At 53.1% G+C, this 17,656-nt stretch carries 15 protein-coding genes, 2 pseudogenes and 1 riboswitch; of the genes and pseudogenes, 3 read left to right on the forward strand and 14 right to left on the reverse strand.

Annotation, left to right across the window (positions count from 1 at the left end; all coding sequences use genetic code 11):
* Window positions 1–437 precede the first annotated feature (437 nt).
* Window positions 438–1,706 (forward strand): annotated as a pseudogene (locus ACQ4N8_RS26715) (IS3 family transposase).
* Between the two features lie 59 nt (window positions 1,707–1,765).
* On the opposite strand, the gene thpD reads toward ACQ4N8_RS26715, so the two are convergent.
* The 8 genes from thpD to ehuB are packed head-to-tail and all read right to left on the reverse strand — an operon-like array spanning window position 1,766 to window position 7,952.
* The gene (thpD, locus tag ACQ4N8_RS26720) at window positions 1,766–2,674 is read right to left on the reverse strand and encodes an ectoine hydroxylase (protein WP_430707405.1); all 909 of its coding nucleotides are present in this window, start codon (window positions 2,672–2,674) and stop codon (window positions 1,766–1,768) included.
* Window positions 2,675–2,712: 38 nt separating this feature from the next.
* The gene (locus tag ACQ4N8_RS26725; protein WP_430707406.1) at window positions 2,713–3,090 is read right to left on the reverse strand and encodes an ectoine synthase; all 378 of its coding nucleotides are present in this window, start codon (window positions 3,088–3,090) and stop codon (window positions 2,713–2,715) included.
* Complete coding sequence (gene ectB, locus ACQ4N8_RS26730; RefSeq protein WP_430707407.1) at window positions 3,087–4,379, reverse strand: diaminobutyrate--2-oxoglutarate transaminase; 1,293 nt, start codon at window positions 4,377–4,379, stop codon at window positions 3,087–3,089. Before ectB ends, ACQ4N8_RS26725 begins: the two co-directional genes overlap by 4 nt.
* A gap of 13 nt (window positions 4,380–4,392) precedes the next feature.
* Window positions 4,393–4,902 carry a diaminobutyrate acetyltransferase gene (gene ectA / locus ACQ4N8_RS26735; protein ID WP_430707408.1) on the reverse strand — a complete coding sequence of 170 codons (510 nt, stop codon included), beginning with the start codon at window positions 4,900–4,902 and terminating at the stop codon, window positions 4,393–4,395.
* A gap of 13 nt (window positions 4,903–4,915) precedes the next feature.
* A complete protein-coding gene (gene ehuA / locus ACQ4N8_RS26740; protein WP_430707409.1) occupies window positions 4,916–5,707 on the reverse strand; it encodes an ectoine/hydroxyectoine ABC transporter ATP-binding protein EhuA in 792 nt (263 codons plus the stop codon).
* A 15-nt stretch (window positions 5,708–5,722) separates the two neighbouring features.
* Complete coding sequence (ehuD, locus tag ACQ4N8_RS26745; RefSeq protein ID WP_430707410.1) at window positions 5,723–6,385, reverse strand: ectoine/hydroxyectoine ABC transporter permease subunit EhuD; 663 nt, start codon at window positions 6,383–6,385, stop codon at window positions 5,723–5,725.
* 3 nt (window positions 6,386–6,388) lie between these two features.
* Window positions 6,389–7,042, reverse strand: coding sequence for an ectoine/hydroxyectoine ABC transporter permease subunit EhuC (gene ehuC, locus ACQ4N8_RS26750; protein WP_430707411.1), 654 nt, complete (start codon window positions 7,040–7,042; stop codon window positions 6,389–6,391).
* Window position 7,043: 1 nt separating this feature from the next.
* The gene (gene ehuB / locus ACQ4N8_RS26755) at window positions 7,044–7,952 is read right to left on the reverse strand and encodes an ectoine/hydroxyectoine ABC transporter substrate-binding protein EhuB (RefSeq protein WP_430707412.1); all 909 of its coding nucleotides are present in this window, start codon (window positions 7,950–7,952) and stop codon (window positions 7,044–7,046) included.
* A 209-nt stretch (window positions 7,953–8,161) separates the two neighbouring features.
* A riboswitch (cyclic di-AMP (ydaO/yuaA leader) is annotated at window positions 8,162–8,303 on the reverse strand.
* Window positions 8,304–8,472: 169 nt separating this feature from the next.
* Here ehuB and ACQ4N8_RS26760 point away from each other — a divergent pair.
* Entirely contained in the window at window positions 8,473–8,922 is a 450-nt protein-coding gene (locus ACQ4N8_RS26760; protein ID WP_430707413.1) for a MarR family winged helix-turn-helix transcriptional regulator, read from the forward strand.
* A 115-nt stretch (window positions 8,923–9,037) separates the two neighbouring features.
* Here the strand turns inward: ACQ4N8_RS26760 and ACQ4N8_RS26765 are convergent, their stop codons facing one another.
* From ACQ4N8_RS26765 to ACQ4N8_RS26780, 4 genes are all read right to left on the reverse strand, one after another.
* Window positions 9,038–9,304, reverse strand: a complete 267-nt coding sequence (locus tag ACQ4N8_RS26765) for a hypothetical protein (RefSeq protein ID WP_430707414.1) — start codon at window positions 9,302–9,304, stop codon at window positions 9,038–9,040.
* A gap of 52 nt (window positions 9,305–9,356) precedes the next feature.
* The gene (locus ACQ4N8_RS26770) at window positions 9,357–10,907 is read right to left on the reverse strand and encodes an acyl-CoA synthetase (protein WP_430707419.1); all 1,551 of its coding nucleotides are present in this window, start codon (window positions 10,905–10,907) and stop codon (window positions 9,357–9,359) included.
* A gap of 371 nt (window positions 10,908–11,278) precedes the next feature.
* Window positions 11,279–12,430 carry a glycosyltransferase family 4 protein gene (locus ACQ4N8_RS26775; protein WP_430707415.1) on the reverse strand — a complete coding sequence of 384 codons (1,152 nt, stop codon included), beginning with the start codon at window positions 12,428–12,430 and terminating at the stop codon, window positions 11,279–11,281.
* An 18-nt stretch (window positions 12,431–12,448) separates the two neighbouring features.
* Complete coding sequence (locus tag ACQ4N8_RS26780; RefSeq protein WP_430707416.1) at window positions 12,449–13,597, reverse strand: NAD-dependent epimerase/dehydratase family protein; 1,149 nt, start codon at window positions 13,595–13,597, stop codon at window positions 12,449–12,451.
* Between the two features lie 197 nt (window positions 13,598–13,794).
* Between ACQ4N8_RS26780 and ACQ4N8_RS26785 the strand changes: the two genes are divergently transcribed.
* A complete protein-coding gene (locus ACQ4N8_RS26785) occupies window positions 13,795–15,024 on the forward strand; it encodes an aminopeptidase (protein ID WP_430707417.1) in 1,230 nt (409 codons plus the stop codon).
* A gap of 620 nt (window positions 15,025–15,644) precedes the next feature.
* Here the strand turns inward: ACQ4N8_RS26785 and ACQ4N8_RS26790 are convergent.
* Window positions 15,645–16,866: pseudogene (locus ACQ4N8_RS26790) on the reverse strand (MFS transporter).
* Window positions 16,867–16,932: 66 nt separating this feature from the next.
* Complete coding sequence (locus ACQ4N8_RS26795) at window positions 16,933–17,214, reverse strand: ArsR/SmtB family transcription factor (protein WP_430707418.1); 282 nt, start codon at window positions 17,212–17,214, stop codon at window positions 16,933–16,935.
* Window positions 17,215–17,656 lie beyond the last annotated feature (442 nt).

Consider the following 17,656-nt stretch of genomic DNA (forward strand, 5'->3'; position numbering starts at 1 on the left):
GTTTGACTTGCTCATTTAGAAAAACTGACGAGAATTTCTTCTCATTTTTATACTCACTCGTTGTTCAGTTTTCAAAGATCAACTTTTTAATTCCAGCTTTTCAACAGCCGGAGTATTAATATAACATATCTATAAAGCTTGTTGCAAGAAATAGATTTTTCCAGCAAACTAATCAACTAGCTTTCCGGCTTGTGCATTTTCAAGGCCGGATACATAGAATATCATGATAAGGCGATGCCTGCAAGAGGTATATTTTTCCTCCATCGGTTTAGCGGAAATTAATGCTCACTATGTATCCTTCATGAGTTTATTCTATAAAAGAAGGGCCATAATCTCAGTGAGATTAAACTGGTACCCATACACTGGACACTTGAAAAAAAGTGTTTAGCGTAAGGTACCTTTTTGTATACTGAAGTTAACATTAGGGGGCGGACAAGATGGGCAAAAAGTATTTTAATCATAACGAGCAGGAACGATTATCGAGGAATCCGAACGTTCTACGAGTAAGTGAAAAGTCGATAACATACGCGGATGAATTCAAGCGTCTATTTATCGAACAATATTTATTAGGTCAAACTCCGAGAGAAATCTTTGAGACGAACGGATTGGATGCAGTAATACTCGGGATGAAGCGAGTGGAGCAGTGGCGGATCGATGGAAGAAGGCTTACGAAAAGGATGGTATCGTTGGATTAGTGGACTCACGTAAAGAAGCCGTGCTTCGTCCTTCCAAACGAGTATTATCCCAAGAAGAGATCATCGCTAAGCAGAAAGCGAAGATTAGACTTTTAGAGGAACAACTGGCCTATGTAAAAAAGTTAGACAAGAACGAAAGGAGGCTGTTAGCAAACGGAGAAAAACTGAGCAAGACGGAGTGCTTTGAGCTCATACAGAATGCCGTAAAGCAAGGGCTACAGAGAATGACACGTTATTTCTGTGAGTTGCTTGGTGTGTCTCGCTCTGGGTACTACAACTATCTACATACTGCAGATCGGCGACTTGTACGTGCTCAAGCAGATGAGAGGTCCATCAAGATGACTTTAGAAAATGACTACGGTACGGTATACAACCTGAAGCGCATCCGGAGATTGATGAAGAAGTTTAACCTCGTGTGCCCGCATCGGAAAGCCAACCCCTACCGACGTATGGATAAAGCTACCCAAGAACACCGCACGCTTGAAAATAAGTTGCAGAGAGACTTTAAGAAGGGGACTCCAGGTCTCGTGCTACTTACAGATATCACATACCTTCCGTACGGAAAATCCCAGACAGCCTATTTGTCGACCATCCTGGATGCATCTACCGGTGAGCTTGTTGCTCATAACTTATTCACCACCCTCCAACTTCCCCTAGCCACAGAAACAATACGGTTGTTAATGAAACAAAAGCGCTTAAAGTTGCATAACAACGCCTTCATACATTCCGACCAAGGAGGTCATTATACCAGCCCCGCCTACCAGAAACTATTAAGAGACGAGGGTCTAGGACAATCCATGTCCAGACGCGGTAACTGCTGGGATAATGCCCCAGGAGTCCTTCTATGGTCACATGAAAGACCATGTGACGAGCCGAAACTGTCAAAGCTTTGCTGAATTAAGACGAGAAATTAATCGTTATATCCATTATTACAACCATTACAGGTACCGGTGGGGATTAAAAAAGATGACCCCTGTACAATACAGGAATCATCTCTTGAGTGCTGCTTAACTCTTTTTTTAAAAGTGTCCTTGACTGAGGGTCCAGTTTAGATTATGGCCCTTCTTTTATTACAGCCCTGATCTTGTCGCAATGTATTCCGGCCTTGGTTTCTGTCCAGAATACGGCTGCACGACTTTATTTTCCACACTGTTGTATACCGTAAAAACGTTGCTGCGCGGATACGGCGTTATATTGCTGTTGGACCCGTGCATAATATTGCAGTCAAACAGCAGGACGGAGCCTGCCTTGCCCACAGGAGTCTCGATGCCGTAGCGTTTAACTAGCTCGGTCAGGCTCGCTTGATCGGGTACGCCGTACTGTTGCTTCCGCAACGAGTCCTTATAGTGATTTTCCGGCGTTTGGCCGACGCAGGGAATAAAGATTTGATGAGAGCCGGGTACCACCATTAATGGGCCGTTGAAATAATAATTGTCTTCCAGGGCGATGGAACAGCTAAGCGCGCGCATTCTGGGCATTCCATCCTCGACATGCCAAGTTTCAAAATCCGAATGCCAATAAAACTCCTTCCCGGTAAAGCCCGGCTTGTAATTAATCCGCGACTGATGGATATAAGCGGCTCCTCCCAATAAATATTCGATGACAGCAAGCAGTTTGGGATGGCGCGAAAGCTCCCGGAATACCGGCTGGCTCCGGTGGATCGCAAAGATGGAGCGTACTTCCTCCCCGCCGGGCTCGCGAATGATCTCATCCGCCCGTTGTTCCCGCGAAGCTCCCTGCAAACGACGGGCTTCTTCCTGATAACCGCTTAGCTCTTTTTCGTCAAAAAAACGTTCCATAAACAGATAGCCGTTCATCTCATAAAACTCTGACTGTTCCTTGCTAATCGAGCTCTCCGCGCTCCACTTGGAGTAAACCACCGGATCCTGCCGGGGGAGCCATTGCGGCTCCGCATGGATCCGAGAAGGATAAAGATCCTTGGCAAGATCGACATTTTGAGTTGTCCCTGTTTCGTTCATACTATCTCTTCCCCTCATCGTTATTTTATAGTAGAAAGCTATAGCAAGGGATAAGTCCCATGCTCGTCATGCACTTCCCTGCCTGTAAGCGGAGGGTTAAACACGCAAATCATCCGCATTTGCGAACGGGCCCGTAAATAATGCTTTTCATGACCATCCAATGCGTACATCATCCCCGGGGAAATCGGGTAGGTTTCTCCTCCTACGACTTCGATTTCTCCCTCCCCCTCAATGCAGTACACCGCTTCTACATGGTTTTTGTACCAGATTAACGTCTCCGTTCCCGCTTTGATCAGCGTATCATTTAACGAAAAGCCCATTTGGTCCTTGGCCAACAGCAACCTGCGGGAATTCCACGTCTCGGTATCCACGTCATCCATCGTTTCACGAATATGGCTCAAATGTTTAACGATCATTCCGATGCCTCCTCGGCAGCCAATTGATTCATGCAATTTTCAAGTATTTCAAGACCCTGTTCAAGCGTCGAATGTTCAATCGTTAGCGGCGGCATCAACTTGGCCACTTCGCTGGAGGGACCCGAGGTTTCTAGTATCAGCCCCGACTCGAAAGCCAATTCGGACAACCTTTCCGCCAGCCCCGGCTTCCCAAAGGCAATCCCTTGAATCATGCCCTTTCCGCGAAGCTGTCCTTTCAGTAAAGGCTGCTGTTCCGCCATGGTCAACAAAGATCTCTCGATCTTCTGCGCCTTACTTTCGATTTGCTCCCGAAACTCCCCGGTTTCCCAGTAGCCGAGCGCTTCCGCCGCCCCGACAAAACCAAGGTTGTTGCCGCGAAAGGTTCCGTTATGTTCGCCGGGTTTCCATACGTCCAGCTCGGGTTTCATTAAAGTAAGCGCCAAAGGCAAACCGAAACCGCCGATGGATTTGGACAGACAGATAATGTCCGGCTTAATCCCGGATGATTCGAAACTGAAAAACGGTCCCGTTCGTCCGCAACCCATCTGAATATCGTCCAGAATCAACAAAATGCCCTTTTTATGGCAAAGCCGTTCCAGTCCTTGAAGCCACGATTCGGAAGCGGCATTTAAGCCTCCCTCTCCTTGCACGGCTTCCACGATCACGGCGGCGGGCAGCGGAATGCCGCTTCCCGGATCGTCCAGGAGCTTCTCCATGTACTGGATCGTATCAACGTCTTCGCCGAAATAGCCGTCATACGGCATAAAAACGGAGTGGGTCAATGCCAATCCCGCCCCTTTGCGCTTAAACGCATTTCCGGTAACCGCCAACGAACCGAGCGTCATTCCGTGAAAAGCGTTGGTGAAGCTGATCACCTCGGAGCGTCCAGTCACTTTGCGGGCGATTTTCAAGGCGCTTTCCACGGCGTTGGTTCCCGTCGGCCCCGGAAACATCACTTTGTATTGCCAACCGCGGGGTTTCAGGATGACATCCTCAAACTTGGTAAGAAACTGTTCCTTCGCGTGCGTCGCCATGTCCAGGCTATGGGTCACGCCGTCCTCGAGTAAGTACGAGATCAGCTTATCGCGGATCCTTCGGTTGTTATGTCCGTAATTCAAAGCACCGGCGCCAGCAAAAAAATCGATATATTCCCTTTTGTTCGTATCCCAAAGCTTGGCGTTTTTCGCCTTGTGAAATACCGTTCTGAAGTTTCGGCAATAGCTTCGGACTTCCGATTCCAGCTGTTCGAACACTTTCATACTCGGTGTTTCAAGGGTTTGGGTCTGCATATCATACCTCCGTTTATAGTTGATGAATAAAAGGCCCGATTCGGTAGAGCGGTTCATCCTCATGCGCCACCCCGGACGGAAACATCCCGGACGGGTAGCCTGAGGCAATCTCAACCGGTGCGGCATGTTGTTTGGCTACCCCAGTAAACAGCCGGGTCGATGCCAAATTGCTCCGGGAAATCGTGGCTTCCAGATAGGTTACGGGCGGGGCTGTCGTCCCAGCCAGCAGATAAGCTAACATCCCTTTGCCTATTCCCTGTTTACGGTGCGAATCGGCTACCGCCACCTGCCAGACGAACAATGTATCGGGACGGCGCGGCGACCGGAAGGCGGACAGAAAGCCAACGAGGTTTTGCCCTTCCTTCGCAAGGACGCAAGTTTCCCGAAAATAATCACATAATACAAAGTAGCAATAAGCGGAGTTTAGATCGAGCGTGTTGCTCGCTCGAATGAGTTCGTAAACGCCGCCCGCATCGCTTGGGGTCGGTTTGCGGTAACCGATCTCCAACTGCGTCTTGTTCATGAAGATCACCTGCCTATAATGCCATAGAATATAAACCGGAACGGAAACGTTTCAAGAACGATTGAAGCCGTTCGCTTTGCGGGTATTCAAAAATCGCCTCCGGAGGCCCTTCCTCCACGATGTTTCCGTCTGCACAAAAGACGACGCGATCCGCGATTTCTTTGGCGAAATCCATTTCATGGGTAATGAGCATCATGGCCATTTCCCCTTCATCGGCAATTTCCCGGATGACCTCCAGCACTTCGCCGACAAGCTCCGGATCCAGAGCGGAAGTGACCTCGTCGAATACCATCACCTTGGGACGCATGACCAGCGCCCGGGCGATCGCCACCCGCTGCTTTTGGCCGCCTGACAGCTGGGCCGGATAGTCCGTCAACTTCTCTTCCAACCCCACCTTTTGCAGCATGCGGATCGCATGTTCTTCAGCCTCTTCTTTAGATAATTTCAATACTTTTCGCGGGGCTTCGGTGACGTTTTGCAGCACCGTTCGGTGCGGGAATAAGTTGAAATGCTGAAAAACCATGCCTACATTCCCCCGCATTTGGTGCAAATGCTTCTCGTCAGCCCGGATAAGCCGCCCTTTTTTGGTCATATGCCAAAGGTGGACGCCGTCGATTTCAATCGTGCCGGCGGAAGGCTCCTCCAACGTCATCAGCATCCGTCCCATCGTCGTTTTGCCGGAACCGCTTGGACCGATCACGGCAACCTTTTCACCCGCCGCAATTTCTAAATTGATGTCGGTCAACACCTGCTGGTCGCCATACGTTTTCATGACTCCCGTATACTTTACCATCGGCAGACTCATGCCCATCCCCCCTCCTTATTTCCCTCTTAATAAGTTCATGCGTATTTCCAGCCGTCGAATGATCAAAGATGACGGATAACTGACGGCCAGAAACAGGAGACCAACCAGGGTATAAGGCTCAAATACCCGAAACGATTCCGAGACGATGTTTTTGGCGGTCAGCAGCAGCTCCACGAGCGTAATGGCGGACAATATCGGAGTTTCTTTGAACATCACGATCAGGTAATTCCCTAATACCGGAATGATCGGCGGAACGGCTTGAGGAAGAATCACCGAGCGCCACATGTCGGCCTTAGAATAATTTAGCGCTAGGGCAGCCTCCCACTGTCCCTTGGGAACAGCTTCGATCCCGGAGCGGTAAACCTCGGACAAATAAGTGCTGTAGTGCAGGCCCAGTCCCAAGATTCCGGCGTAAAATGCCGGAAGGGAAATGCCGGCCACCATCGGCAAACTGTAATACAGGAAGAACACCTGGACCAGCAACGGGGTGTTCCGGATAAATCCGTTGCAGCCTTTGAATAAGAGCTGCAGCCATTTATGCTTTGAGCGCATCGCCATTGCAAGCAGCAATCCGCCGACCAAGGCGACCAAAAAACCCCAAAACGTGGCGACTACCGTCATTTTCAAGGCAACGAGCAAATCCGGGAGAATATCAATAGCGTAATTCCAATCCCACATCCGTCACATCCTCCCTTCGGTCCATTTGCGTTCCCAAACCCGTACGCCCAAGGTGACGAGAGAAGTAATCGCCAGGTACATCAACAGCAGAAGAACGAGGATTTCCGGCGTCCACGAGATATAATTATTTCGCAGAACCATAGCCTGGTACGTCAGATCCGCCATGGTGATAAAATATACCAATGACGTTGACTTGATCAGCTCGACCAGCAAATTCCCGAAGGGAGGAAGCATTCTCAAAGCCGCTTGGGGCAATATGATGTTGACCATTCTTTGTCGCCGTTTCATGTTCAAAGCAACGGCCGCTTCCCATTGTCCCTTCGGTACGGCCAGAATGGCGCTGCGAACCACCTCCGAGCCGTAAGCTCCATAGTTCAGGCCCACGGCGAGGACAGCCGCAAGCAGCTTAGGCAGCTCCAACCCGGCAAACGGCAACGCAAAATACAGCCAGAAAAGTTGAACGAGCAAGGAGGTTCCCCTGAAAACCTCTACATAAACGGACGAGATCCAGCGAATCGGACGTAATCGGGATAACTGCATCAAGCCGGAAATGAACGCGGCGATAACCGCCAGCAAAGTCGCAAACAGGGCGATAGTTAAGGTGATTTTCGCTCCCTCCAGCAGAGTGGGAACGAAATCGATCCAGGAATCCGGCATATTATCCTCCGCATAGCTCATCGGCCGTCATATCGCCGGGAAGCTCCTGCTCCGTAAAACCGAATTGCTGCAAAATTTCCAGCAGTTCGCCAGAGTCTTTCATTTTGGCCAGTTCCGCGTTATAGGCTTCCTGAAATTCCTTGTCTGCCAACCTGAATGCCGTAGCGCCGTAACCGCGTACGCTTTGGCCATCGATGACCGGCTGTTCGAAATCATCGACCCGTTCGATCCCGCCGTCCCCGGCCGATTCCAGCATGGCCTGTAGCGAAGGACCCGTCATCGTAATCGCCTCAACGCGTCCCGACTGGAGGGCGCTGATGGCCGAAGCCTGGTCGGGAACCTGAATGATCCGTTCATCGGGAATCCCGGATTTTTGCAGGTATCCGATTTCCACCGCTCCCGTCATCACGGCAACGCGCGCCTCGCTGTTATTCGCGATATCCTCATAACTGCCGAGGCTGAGTGGATTTCCCTGCTTCACCGCGATCGCCTCACCGATGCTGTATTCCGGGTTGGCAAACAATACGGCCTGACAGCGTTCCGGATTGACGAACATCCCCGCCGTAATCAAATCGAAGCGGTTGGCCTGCAATCCGGCAATCAGAGATCCAAACTCGGTTAACTCCCCCTTCATTTCAGGGATCCCCAGTCTTTCGAGAACGACCCGGGCGATTTCCACCGCTTCGCCGGTCAGTTCCCCATTGGCGTCTTTATAAGCGTAAGGCTTCTCGTTGGCAAAACCGACCGTAATGGAACCGCCCCGAATCGCCTCAGCCACGGTTCCTCCTTCCTCTGCTTTTCCGCTAGCACTTCCCTTTTCGGAATCAGCCATGTTTCCCGAATTGCACGCGGTTATCGAAACCACCAGAAGCAACGCTACGACCCACCAACCTATTTTTTTCAAGAACATTCACAGCTCCTTTACCATTTTTTCGATTGGAATAGTAGGTTTAAAATCAAGCCCCCTTCCACAGATTGACGCCCCTCCTTTCTGTATTCGAGTTGCACAAAAAAAGGACCTCACGCATGGGGGAAGACACAGCTTCGCCAGCAGAGGTCCGTAAAAATAGAGAATGGCCCTTAATAAAGGGCCCTGGAAGTCACTTTAAATTGCGTGAAACTAGACCCATCCACTGCTGACGAGGTTAGCTGACGGACTCGGGTAAGATGGTACCCTACAATCTTTAAAGAATGATTCGCCCCAAATAAACTGGTTCCCCCGCTTTCCAGCCATAAGCTGGAAACTAAGCGTGTGTTTATAGTAAAGGTAATTCTACTTAATGTCAACCCATTATCTGTAATTTTTACATTAAAAAAATAATCTATGTTAGGACTGGCTTCTGCCTTGCAGCCCGGATATCCTGCTCGTATAATGTTTGTTTGCATTTTGCAACTTTTTAGGCTATAAATAAACTAAGAGGTGAGACACGATGGAAAGCCCGCGTGAGCTGTTTCAAATCATGACCCGCCGTTTTGGGCTGTTAAACCGGAATTGCTGCAGTGTCGGAGGTTGCGACATCTCATTGGTACAGAGCCATATCCTTTATGAAATCGACCACCGACACAAACCATCCATGCAACAAATCGCCGACACGCTGGGTACGGACATCACGACGTTTAGCCGCCAGGTGCAGGCCCTGATCAAACTGAACCTGGTGGTGAAAACCGCCGATCCCGATGATCGCCGGGTTCAAATATTGTCCTTGACCACCGAAGGGAAGTACGTGGCTACCACCATTGACGTGCAAATGAACGAATACCTGGATGAAGTGTTTTCCTATATGAGTGAATTTGAAAAAGAAGCGGTGCTGCGATCCGTGAAACTGTTCAATGAAGCGATGGCAAAATCGAGCAAATGCTGTGCGCCGATAACGGGCTAACATCGGTTTGCAGTCAATAAACTACGGCAAAAAGCCTGCGGCAACCACGATCCTATCGTGCGTCTGCGCAGGCTTATTTCCGCTGCTTAATGTTTTAACAAGTTATAGCCTTCGTTTATTCCAGTTGGTTTTCGACATCCGCCAAATCGTTGCGGTCTTCCGCCAGATCCTCTTTGGCGCGTTCCATCGGCTCGGGATTCATGCGGCCATCCGCCTGGGTGATGGCGTTCTCCGCCTTTTCAATGGCATTGTGGGCATTGGCTACGGTTTCCTCGCTAGGGTGCGATTGAGCTTGGGTTACCGCGCGATGCACTTTTTTGACGGACTGCTGGGCCAATGAGATGGGATTTTGCGATTGCATACTGGAAAAAGGATTTTCCATGTTCAGCCTCCTCAAGCAATGTTGCTGTTAGGATGCGAAACATCGCCGGAAATCATGCATGCTCCGCAGCTGCCCGTTCCTCCATTTGACGCAACTCTACTCTGCGGATTTTGCCGGTATTGGTTTTAGGCAGATCGTCGATAAATTCGATTTTGCGCGGGTATTTATAAGGAGCCGTCCAGGTTTTGACGTGGGCTTGCAGCTCTTTAATCAGCTCGGACGAACCGGCAACCCCTTCCTTAAGCACGACGAAAGCTTTGACGATATGCCCCCGCAGCTCATCCGGACTGGCAACCGCGGCGCATTCCTTGACCGCTTCATGCTTCATCAACGCTTCTTCCACTTCGAAAGGCCCGATCGTATAGCCGGAGCTGATGATGATATCGTCCCCGCGTCCCTCAAACCAGAAATACCCGTCCTCGTCCTTGCGCGCCCGGTCACCCGTAATGAAATAAGAACCGCGTACGTTTAGTTGTTTTCGCTCCGGATCCAGAAAATACTCCTTAAACAGTGCGGGCATATCCAGGTGAACGGCGATGTCCCCTACCTCGCCAGCCGGAAGCGGAAGTCCTTTCTCGTCGACCACTTCCGCCACGCCGGGGGAAATGGCTTTGCCCATCGAGCCAAGACGCAGCGTAGAACCCTTCAAATTGCCGATCAACAGCGTGCTTTCGGTTTGCCCGTACCCGTCCCGGATCGTAATGCCGAAGACGCGCTGGAACTTGTTGATGACTTCCTGATTAAGCGGTTCTCCGGCGGACACCGCGCTGCGCAGCCCCGACAAATTGTATTGGTCAAGCCCGTCCGTTTTCGACATAATGCGGTATTCCGTCGGCGTGCAGCACATCACCTGGATGCCGTAGGTTTCAATCAGTTGCAAATACCGGTTGGCCTGAAAAGTCCCGTGATATACAAACCCGGTCGCTCCATTGCCCAAAACGGACAGGAACGGACTCCAAATCCATTTTTGCCAGCCTGGGGCTGCCGTGGCCCATACGGTATCGGATTCCCGGATATCCAGCCACGATTTGGTGATCCGCAAATGCGCGTATCCCCAGCCGTGGCTGTGTACGACTCCCTTTGGATTTCCCGTCGTACCCGAGGTATAAGCCAGAATAGCCATATCATCGCGATGAGTCGGAACCGTGGCGAATGTGTCCGGTTGGCCTTCCATCAGGCTCTCGACCGGTATCCAGCCGGCCTCCTGGATGCCTGCGTCCCCGCCGGAGCCAACTAGGAGGCGGAAATTCAAAGTCGGTAAATCATCGCCGATTTTGTCCACCTCGGCCGTGACGCCGTGCCAGACGATCACCGCGCGCGCGCCCGAATGGCGCAGCCGATAGACGAGATCCTTGGCTCGAAGCATCTCCGAAGACGGGATGATCGTAATCCCCTGCTTCAAGCAAGCCAAATAAATCGCGTAAGCCATAATGTGCCGGGGCATCATTACCAGTACGCGATCGCCTTTATGTAATCCGAGTCCGGACAATCCTCCGGCCAAGCGATTGGCCAGAGCCATCAACTGTCCGTATGAAATTTCCTCGTAATCGCCCTGCTCGCTAAGCCACTTCAGCGCGGTTTTGCCCGGGTCGTGCTTTTCCATTTCCGACGTCAAATTGTAGGTTTCCGGCGCGATCCATTGCTCGTAATTCAATTGTCTATCCCCTTTGAAAACTCGCGGCGCGAGTCGTTTTGTGATCATAGAACGGATAGGTCTTCAGCGGCCAACTATTCTATAATCGCAAGAATAACTACCTCTAAACGCGGCTTGTCTTTCTAAATAGAAGCGTTCATCGATGGTTTTCTTATCAACTCATTATACCACCTTATAGTACCAGGTTCTAAGATCAGTGCTCGGCAAGTGTGCCAATTCATCGACAATAACGCAAAGGGTTCCAAAAAGAAAAACCTGCGATGGGCAGGTTGGCAAGTCAATTATTCTATATTCTGTTCATCTCGCGTTGTTCTCACGGCCTAGAGCTCGCTTTTCTTGGCGCGTTTGATCCATTTCCGCCGCCCGCCGTCCAGCGCCGCGGCCTGCCGGTACAGCTCCAGCAGCTGCCGGCTCGGCTCGTCCCAGCCCTGGGCGAGTGCCTCCGCCCGGGCCGCGGCGCCCATGCGGCGCAGCCGCTCGGCGTCGAGCAGCGGCAGCGCCGCATCTACGAGCCCGTCCGCAGCCCCGGGCTCGTACAGGAAGCCGGTCGTCCCTTCGGCGACCTGCTCCCGGCTCGGCTCGCTGGCGGCGGCGATCACGGGCAAGCCCGAGACCATCGCCTCTAGCAGCACCAGCCCCAACGTTTCCGTCGTCGACGGAAACACGAAGACGTCGCTGGACGCGTAAGCCTGCGCCAGCTCTTCCCCGTGCAGGAAGCCGGTGAACACCGTTCCCGTTCCGGCGAAAAACGCCTCCAGCGGCTCGCGATGCGGTCCATCCCCTACGATGGCCAGCCGGAATTCGCCGGAGGCGAGCAGAACGCCGCGAATCCGCTCGATTTCCTTCTCCGCGGCGAGTCTGCCGACGTACAGCAGCAGCCGCTTCTGCGGCTCGCCGCCGGAAAGCCGCAGCCGCATCGCAACGTTGCGGTGCTGCGGGCCGAACAGCTCCGTATCGACGCCCCGCTTCCAGAGCCGCACGTTCCGGAACCGCCGGCCATCGAGCTCGCCCTGCACGGCCCGGGACGTGCACAGGTTCAACTCCGCGCGGTTATGCAGAAAGCGCAGATATCCCCACAGCACCGGCTTCAGCCAGGGCAGCTTGTAAAAATCGGCGTATTGCGGAACGTGGGTATGGTAGGAAGCGATCAGCGGGTAACGCCGGCCGTACCAGATACCGGCAACGCCTAGCATCGCCGGATTCACCACGTGGACCACGTCCGGCTCGTATTCGCGCAGCAGCTTGCCGACCACCCGGCCCGGCAGCGACAAAGGCAAATTCGGATACAGGAAGAAGCGGAACGAGGGAACGCCGCAGATCTGCGCCCCCGCGTATTCGCCGACGCTCTGGTCCGGCGCAATAACGATAACCTCATGCCCCTCCCGCACCAGCCAGCGGATGCTATGCGTCAGCCGCGTGACGACGCCGTTCGTGGATGGAAAAAACGTCTCCGTAACGATTGCGATTTTCATGGCGCCGGCCTGCCTCCCTTAACCCCATTTTACGACGGGGAGCACATTCTCCATCACTACACGGTCCTTATATTGGAGAGCCGTGCGGAAGATGTCCAACAGCACCTCGTCCGTCAGCAAATTCGGCTCCAGGCCGAGCTGCTGCAATTTGGTGTTTTTCGCATGGAAATAGTGGGCTTCTTTCTCCACCCGCGGATTGGCCAGATGGGCGATATTGGCGGCATAACCTTCCCGTTCGGCCACGCGTTGCACTTTTTCGGCCAGGTCCTGTACGGAAAACTCTTCCGTAAACTGGTTGAACACGCGGAATTCTCCGCGATCCGCCGGATGCTTCAGCGCAATCTCGATGCAGCGGACCGTGTCCGAAATATTGAGGAAGCCCCGCGTTTGGCCGCCTTGGCCATACACCGTCAGATCATGACCGATCGCGGCCTGGATCAGAAAACGGTTCAGCGCCGTGCCGAACACGCCATCGTAATCGAACCGGTTCATCAGAACCGGGTCGAGCCGGGTTTCCTCCGTATGGAGTCCGTAGACGACCCCCTGGTTCAAATCCGTGACCCGCATGCCCCATATCCGACAGGCAAACATCAGGTTATGGCTGTCGTGCACCTTCGATAGATGGTAAAAAGAACCCGGCTGCTTCGGATAAGGCAGCACGTCTTTGCGCCCATTATGCTCGATTTCGATGTACCCTTCCTCGATATCGATATTCGGCGTTCCGTATTCCCCCATCGTGCCCAGCTTGATCAGATGGCAGTCCGGCGCCAGTTCGCGGATCGCGTAGGCGACGTTCAGCGTCCCCACCACGTTGTTGACCTGGGTAAATACCGCATGCTCCCGGTCGATCATCGAATAAGGGGCCGATCGCTGCTCGGCAAAATGCACGAACGCATCCGGACGAACCTGGCGCATCACTTCGCACAAGAAATCATAGTGATTCAAATCGCCTATGTAATAATGGATCGTTTGGCCCGTAAGCTCCTTCCAGCGCTCCACCCGCTCCTGCAGCGCAGCAATCGGAGTCAACGAATTCGAACGCAGTTCATCGTCCCATTTTCTTCTGGCCAAATTATCGACGATCGCGACCTCATACCCTTGTTTGGACAAATAAAGCGCCGTAGGCCACCCGCAAAAACCGTCTCCGCCAGCTACTAATACGCGCATGCAATCGACCTCCTTCGCAAATTTCCATGACTATATTTTTACAATAACATCCGAATATTAGGGTGACATTAAAAAGCGGCAAATAAGTCTAGGCGGAAACCGAACAAGTGAGTATGGCATTTTTCCAAGTCCCGCCGGTTCATGCTACAATATAGTTTGTCTTGTACATAAAGAGCATAAACGGGAGGAATCAACCGATGGAATCTTTCGAGGTCCTGCTGGAAAAATACGCCGAGTTGGTGATCAAGGTAGGCGTCAACATCCAGCCCGGACAGAATCTGATGATCACGGCCCCGCTGGAGACGGTGGAGCTGACAAGGCTGCTGGTCGCCAAGGCGTACCGGGCCGGGGCCAAGTATGTGCACGTCGACTGGGAAGACGAGCAAATTACGCGAATACGCTACGAAACGGCTTCCGACGAGTCTTTGGCCTATTACCCGAAGTGGCTGGCGGACATGGCCGAACAGTTCGGGGAGGAAGGAGGCGCGGTCCTGCGCATCAAGGTGCCGGATCCCGAGCTGTTTAAGGGCATCCTTTCATCCAAGGTGTCGACCGCGGTCAAAGCGGCGGCCAAGGCTCGCGAGAAGCATTTCGCCCAAACGCGCAACAATCGCATCACCTGGTCCTTGATCAAGGCGCCTACCCGGGCTTGGGCCGATAAAGTCTTTGCCGATCTTCCAGAAGAGCAGCGGATCCCGGCCATGTGGGAAGCGGTATTCCGGATGAACCGCGTGGATCGTGAAGACCCGGTTGCGGCCTGGCGCGAGCATATCGAGGAGCTCAAGCGAAGACAAGGCCATATGAATGCCAAACGCTACAAGAAACTGCATTACCGCGCGCCGGGCACCGACCTGCAGGTAGAGTTGCCCGAAGGGCATCTGTGGCTGGGCGGCGGCGACGACAACGCAGCCGGCACCTATTTCGTCGCCAATATGCCGACCGAGGAAATCTATTCGATGCCCCATCGCGCCGGCGTGGGCGGCACCGTCGCCAGCACGATGCCGCTGAACCTGAACGGACAGCTCGTCGAAGGGCTGACGCTGACGTTCATGGACGGCAAAGTGGTCGATTACGACGCCAAATCCGGGCGGGAACACATGACCAACCTGCTCGAAACGGACGAAGGGGCGACGTATCTTGGCGAGATCGCACTGGTGCCGCACGATTCCCCGATCTCGCGGTTGAACCGGATCTTCTACAACACCGGGATCGACGAGAATGCCTCCTGCCATTTCGCCCTAGGCAGCGCCTATCCGGTCAACATTGAAGGCGGCACCAAGCTGAGCAATGACGAACTGCTCGCCAGAGGCGCCAACGTCAGCCTGACGCACGTCGACTTCATGATCGGCTCCGCGGAGCTCGACATCGACGGCGAGCTGGCCGACGGCACGATCGAACCGGTGTTCCGCAAGGGCAACTGGGTATAAACGAATGAACGTGCGCAAGCCCGACTCCATAACTGCCCATTTGCCGCGGGAATAGAACTCCCGCGGCATTTTTCGTTTCTAGCTGTCTAGGTAGCGTGTTCCGGGGCTTCAGGCACACATCCCGATTTGGCCGTTATGCCATAATGGCCTTCGATGCCGGTCCCCCGGAGGTTCACTCCGCACCGCCTGCTTGCCCGTTTACAGTTTCTCCTCTGCCCACCTGCCCCCAACTGCCTCCGTCCCCGGAATAAACCTCCGCCGATCCCTAAACGGCCCATGCTTCGCTCGCCAATCCAGTCTATTCGCCCCGATCCGGTCCGCCACCGCTACCTACGGTCGGCTCTATCACCGAACATTTGCCCGTAACGGACCGTAATGACGTTAAGCACAAATTTCCTGGGTATTTCCCGACGTAACGGACTCAGATGCCGTTATTACGCTCCAAATGCATCAATCCGGTTGGTTTTGAGGCAAATAAGGTCTCCTGAGTCCATTAGACATTCCAAATGTCCTATTTGAGACAGTTAACGTCTCTGGAGTCCGTTGAAAAAATCTAAACTCCTCATCGGCGCATCCAATCCGTTCGGCACAGGTAACCGTCCTACAGCAAGCCGTTAGGGTTAGGCACCCTGCCCGCCGAGTTCGGGACAGCTTTCGCCAATCTGCTGCCCGGCGGCCGTTTGCGCGCGGACAGCTCTCCGTTTAAGCCGATCCAGGCCCCATAAGACCAGGAGCGCCGCCCCTACGCCAAGCGCGCCGAACCAGGTAATCGAAGCCAGAGAGACCCGACCGACGGCAATTCCGCCGATTCCCGCTCCGGCGGCCATGGCCAGCTGGTTCATCGACGAGTTCAGGCTCAACATGACGCTGGACGATTGCGGAGCCAACGTGATCAAATTGTACTGCTGCGTCGGACCCGTTGACCAGGCGGAAAACGACCATAAGATCAGCAGGGCAAACAGCAGCACCGTCGAGCCGGACAGGAAGGACAGCAAGATCAACGCGGCGATATGCAGCAGCATCCCGGCAGTCAGCGTAAAACCGACCCCTTTGCGATCCGCGCTGTAGCCCCCCGATTTGCGAGCCGGCCAGGCTGGCCAGCCCGAAGACCAGCAAGGCGGTGCTGAGCAGCCCTTCGCTTAGTCCGCTCACTTCCAGCAGATAAGGCGAAATATAAGTATAGGCGATCGAATACCCGCCGAGCCAGAAGAACGTGATCGTCAATCCTAAAGCAACCCGCGGATTTTTCAGCAGTGCCAATTGCTGCCGCAGCGGTACCGGCTTGTCGCCCTGCAGGCGCGGAAGCGCGAGCCGTATGACGAGCATCGCCAACAATCCCAGCACGGCGATGCCGATGAATACGGCTTTCCAGCCGAAAGCCGAAGCGATAATCCGGCCCAGCGGCACGCCGATGATCAGCGAAGCGGTGAAGCCCATGATCACCGTCGCGATCGAGCTGGCCTGCTTGCCCGCGGGAGCGATCTGTGCCGCCATGCTGAGGGCGGTAACGACGACCATGCCGGCCCCAAGCGCCATGATGACCCGGGCGGACATAAAGAAGCCATAGCCGGGTAAGGCAAATGAAAGCAAGTTGCCGATCACAAAGATCCCCAGCGAGATCAGCAACAGCTTGCGCCGCTCCAAGCTGGCCGAGAAAGCCATCAGAATCGGCGTCCCGATGCCGTATGCCAGCGAGAAGACAGTGATCAACTGCCCGGCGGCGACCACGCTCACGCCCAGCGCGCCGGCGATCTGGTCGAGAATCCCCGAAATGATGTACTCCGAGGTCCCCACCAAAAAACTGATCAAAGCCAAAATGTAAATTTTCCACGTGTTGGACATCCCACACCTACACTCCTTTCCTCTATTACTATATTTCTAAATGTATAGAAAAAACGAGCAAAAAAATTAGGAATTCAACAAATACGGCGCATATTTTTGGGCCACTTCCCGGTTGAGGCTGTAATAAATAAACGTCCCCTCTTTCCGCGAATCCAGCAGCCCGCATTCCGACAGCTGCTTCAAATGGTGAGACAACGTCGAATTGGCGACGGAGCCAAGCTTCTCGCCCAGTTGGATGCAGCATTGGTCCGGCTGGCCCGCCAGCAGCATGGCGATGTTCAGCCGCGTAGGCTCGCCAAGCGCCTTATAAATCTTTACGGCTTCGCGCATTTCCTCATGAACCTTCAACCGAAATCCCCCCTTTACTTGCTCCTTATTTCTATATTTATTGAAATATACTACCGTACTTTTCTCCTGGTGTAAATATCTTTTTCTTCATTAAACACAACTTTCTCAGAGAAAGCAGCTTGCACGTTTTTTCGTACAAAGCCCCGGCATCCAGCCGTTACGCGAGCACTTTTGTACGATATTTCGTGCAAAATCCCGGAATCAGACCGTTACTCGAACGATTTTGCATGATTTCTCGTACAAAGCCCCGGCATCCAGCCGTTACGCGAGCACTTTTGTACGATATTTCGTGCAAAATCCCAGCATTTGACCGTTACTTGAGCGATGGCGTACCATAAAGCAGACCCCGCGGCGATCTGGTCAAGCCCCAATTTTGTAGACATTGAAAAAAGCCCTTAAGCTGCAAGCTGGCGCCGGAACTCTACCGGTGTCAGCTTGTTTA

This window comes from Paenibacillus macerans (assembly GCF_050565405.1).
GTDB classification, from domain to species: Bacteria; Bacillota; Bacilli; order Paenibacillales; family Paenibacillaceae; genus Fontibacillus; species Fontibacillus macerans_B.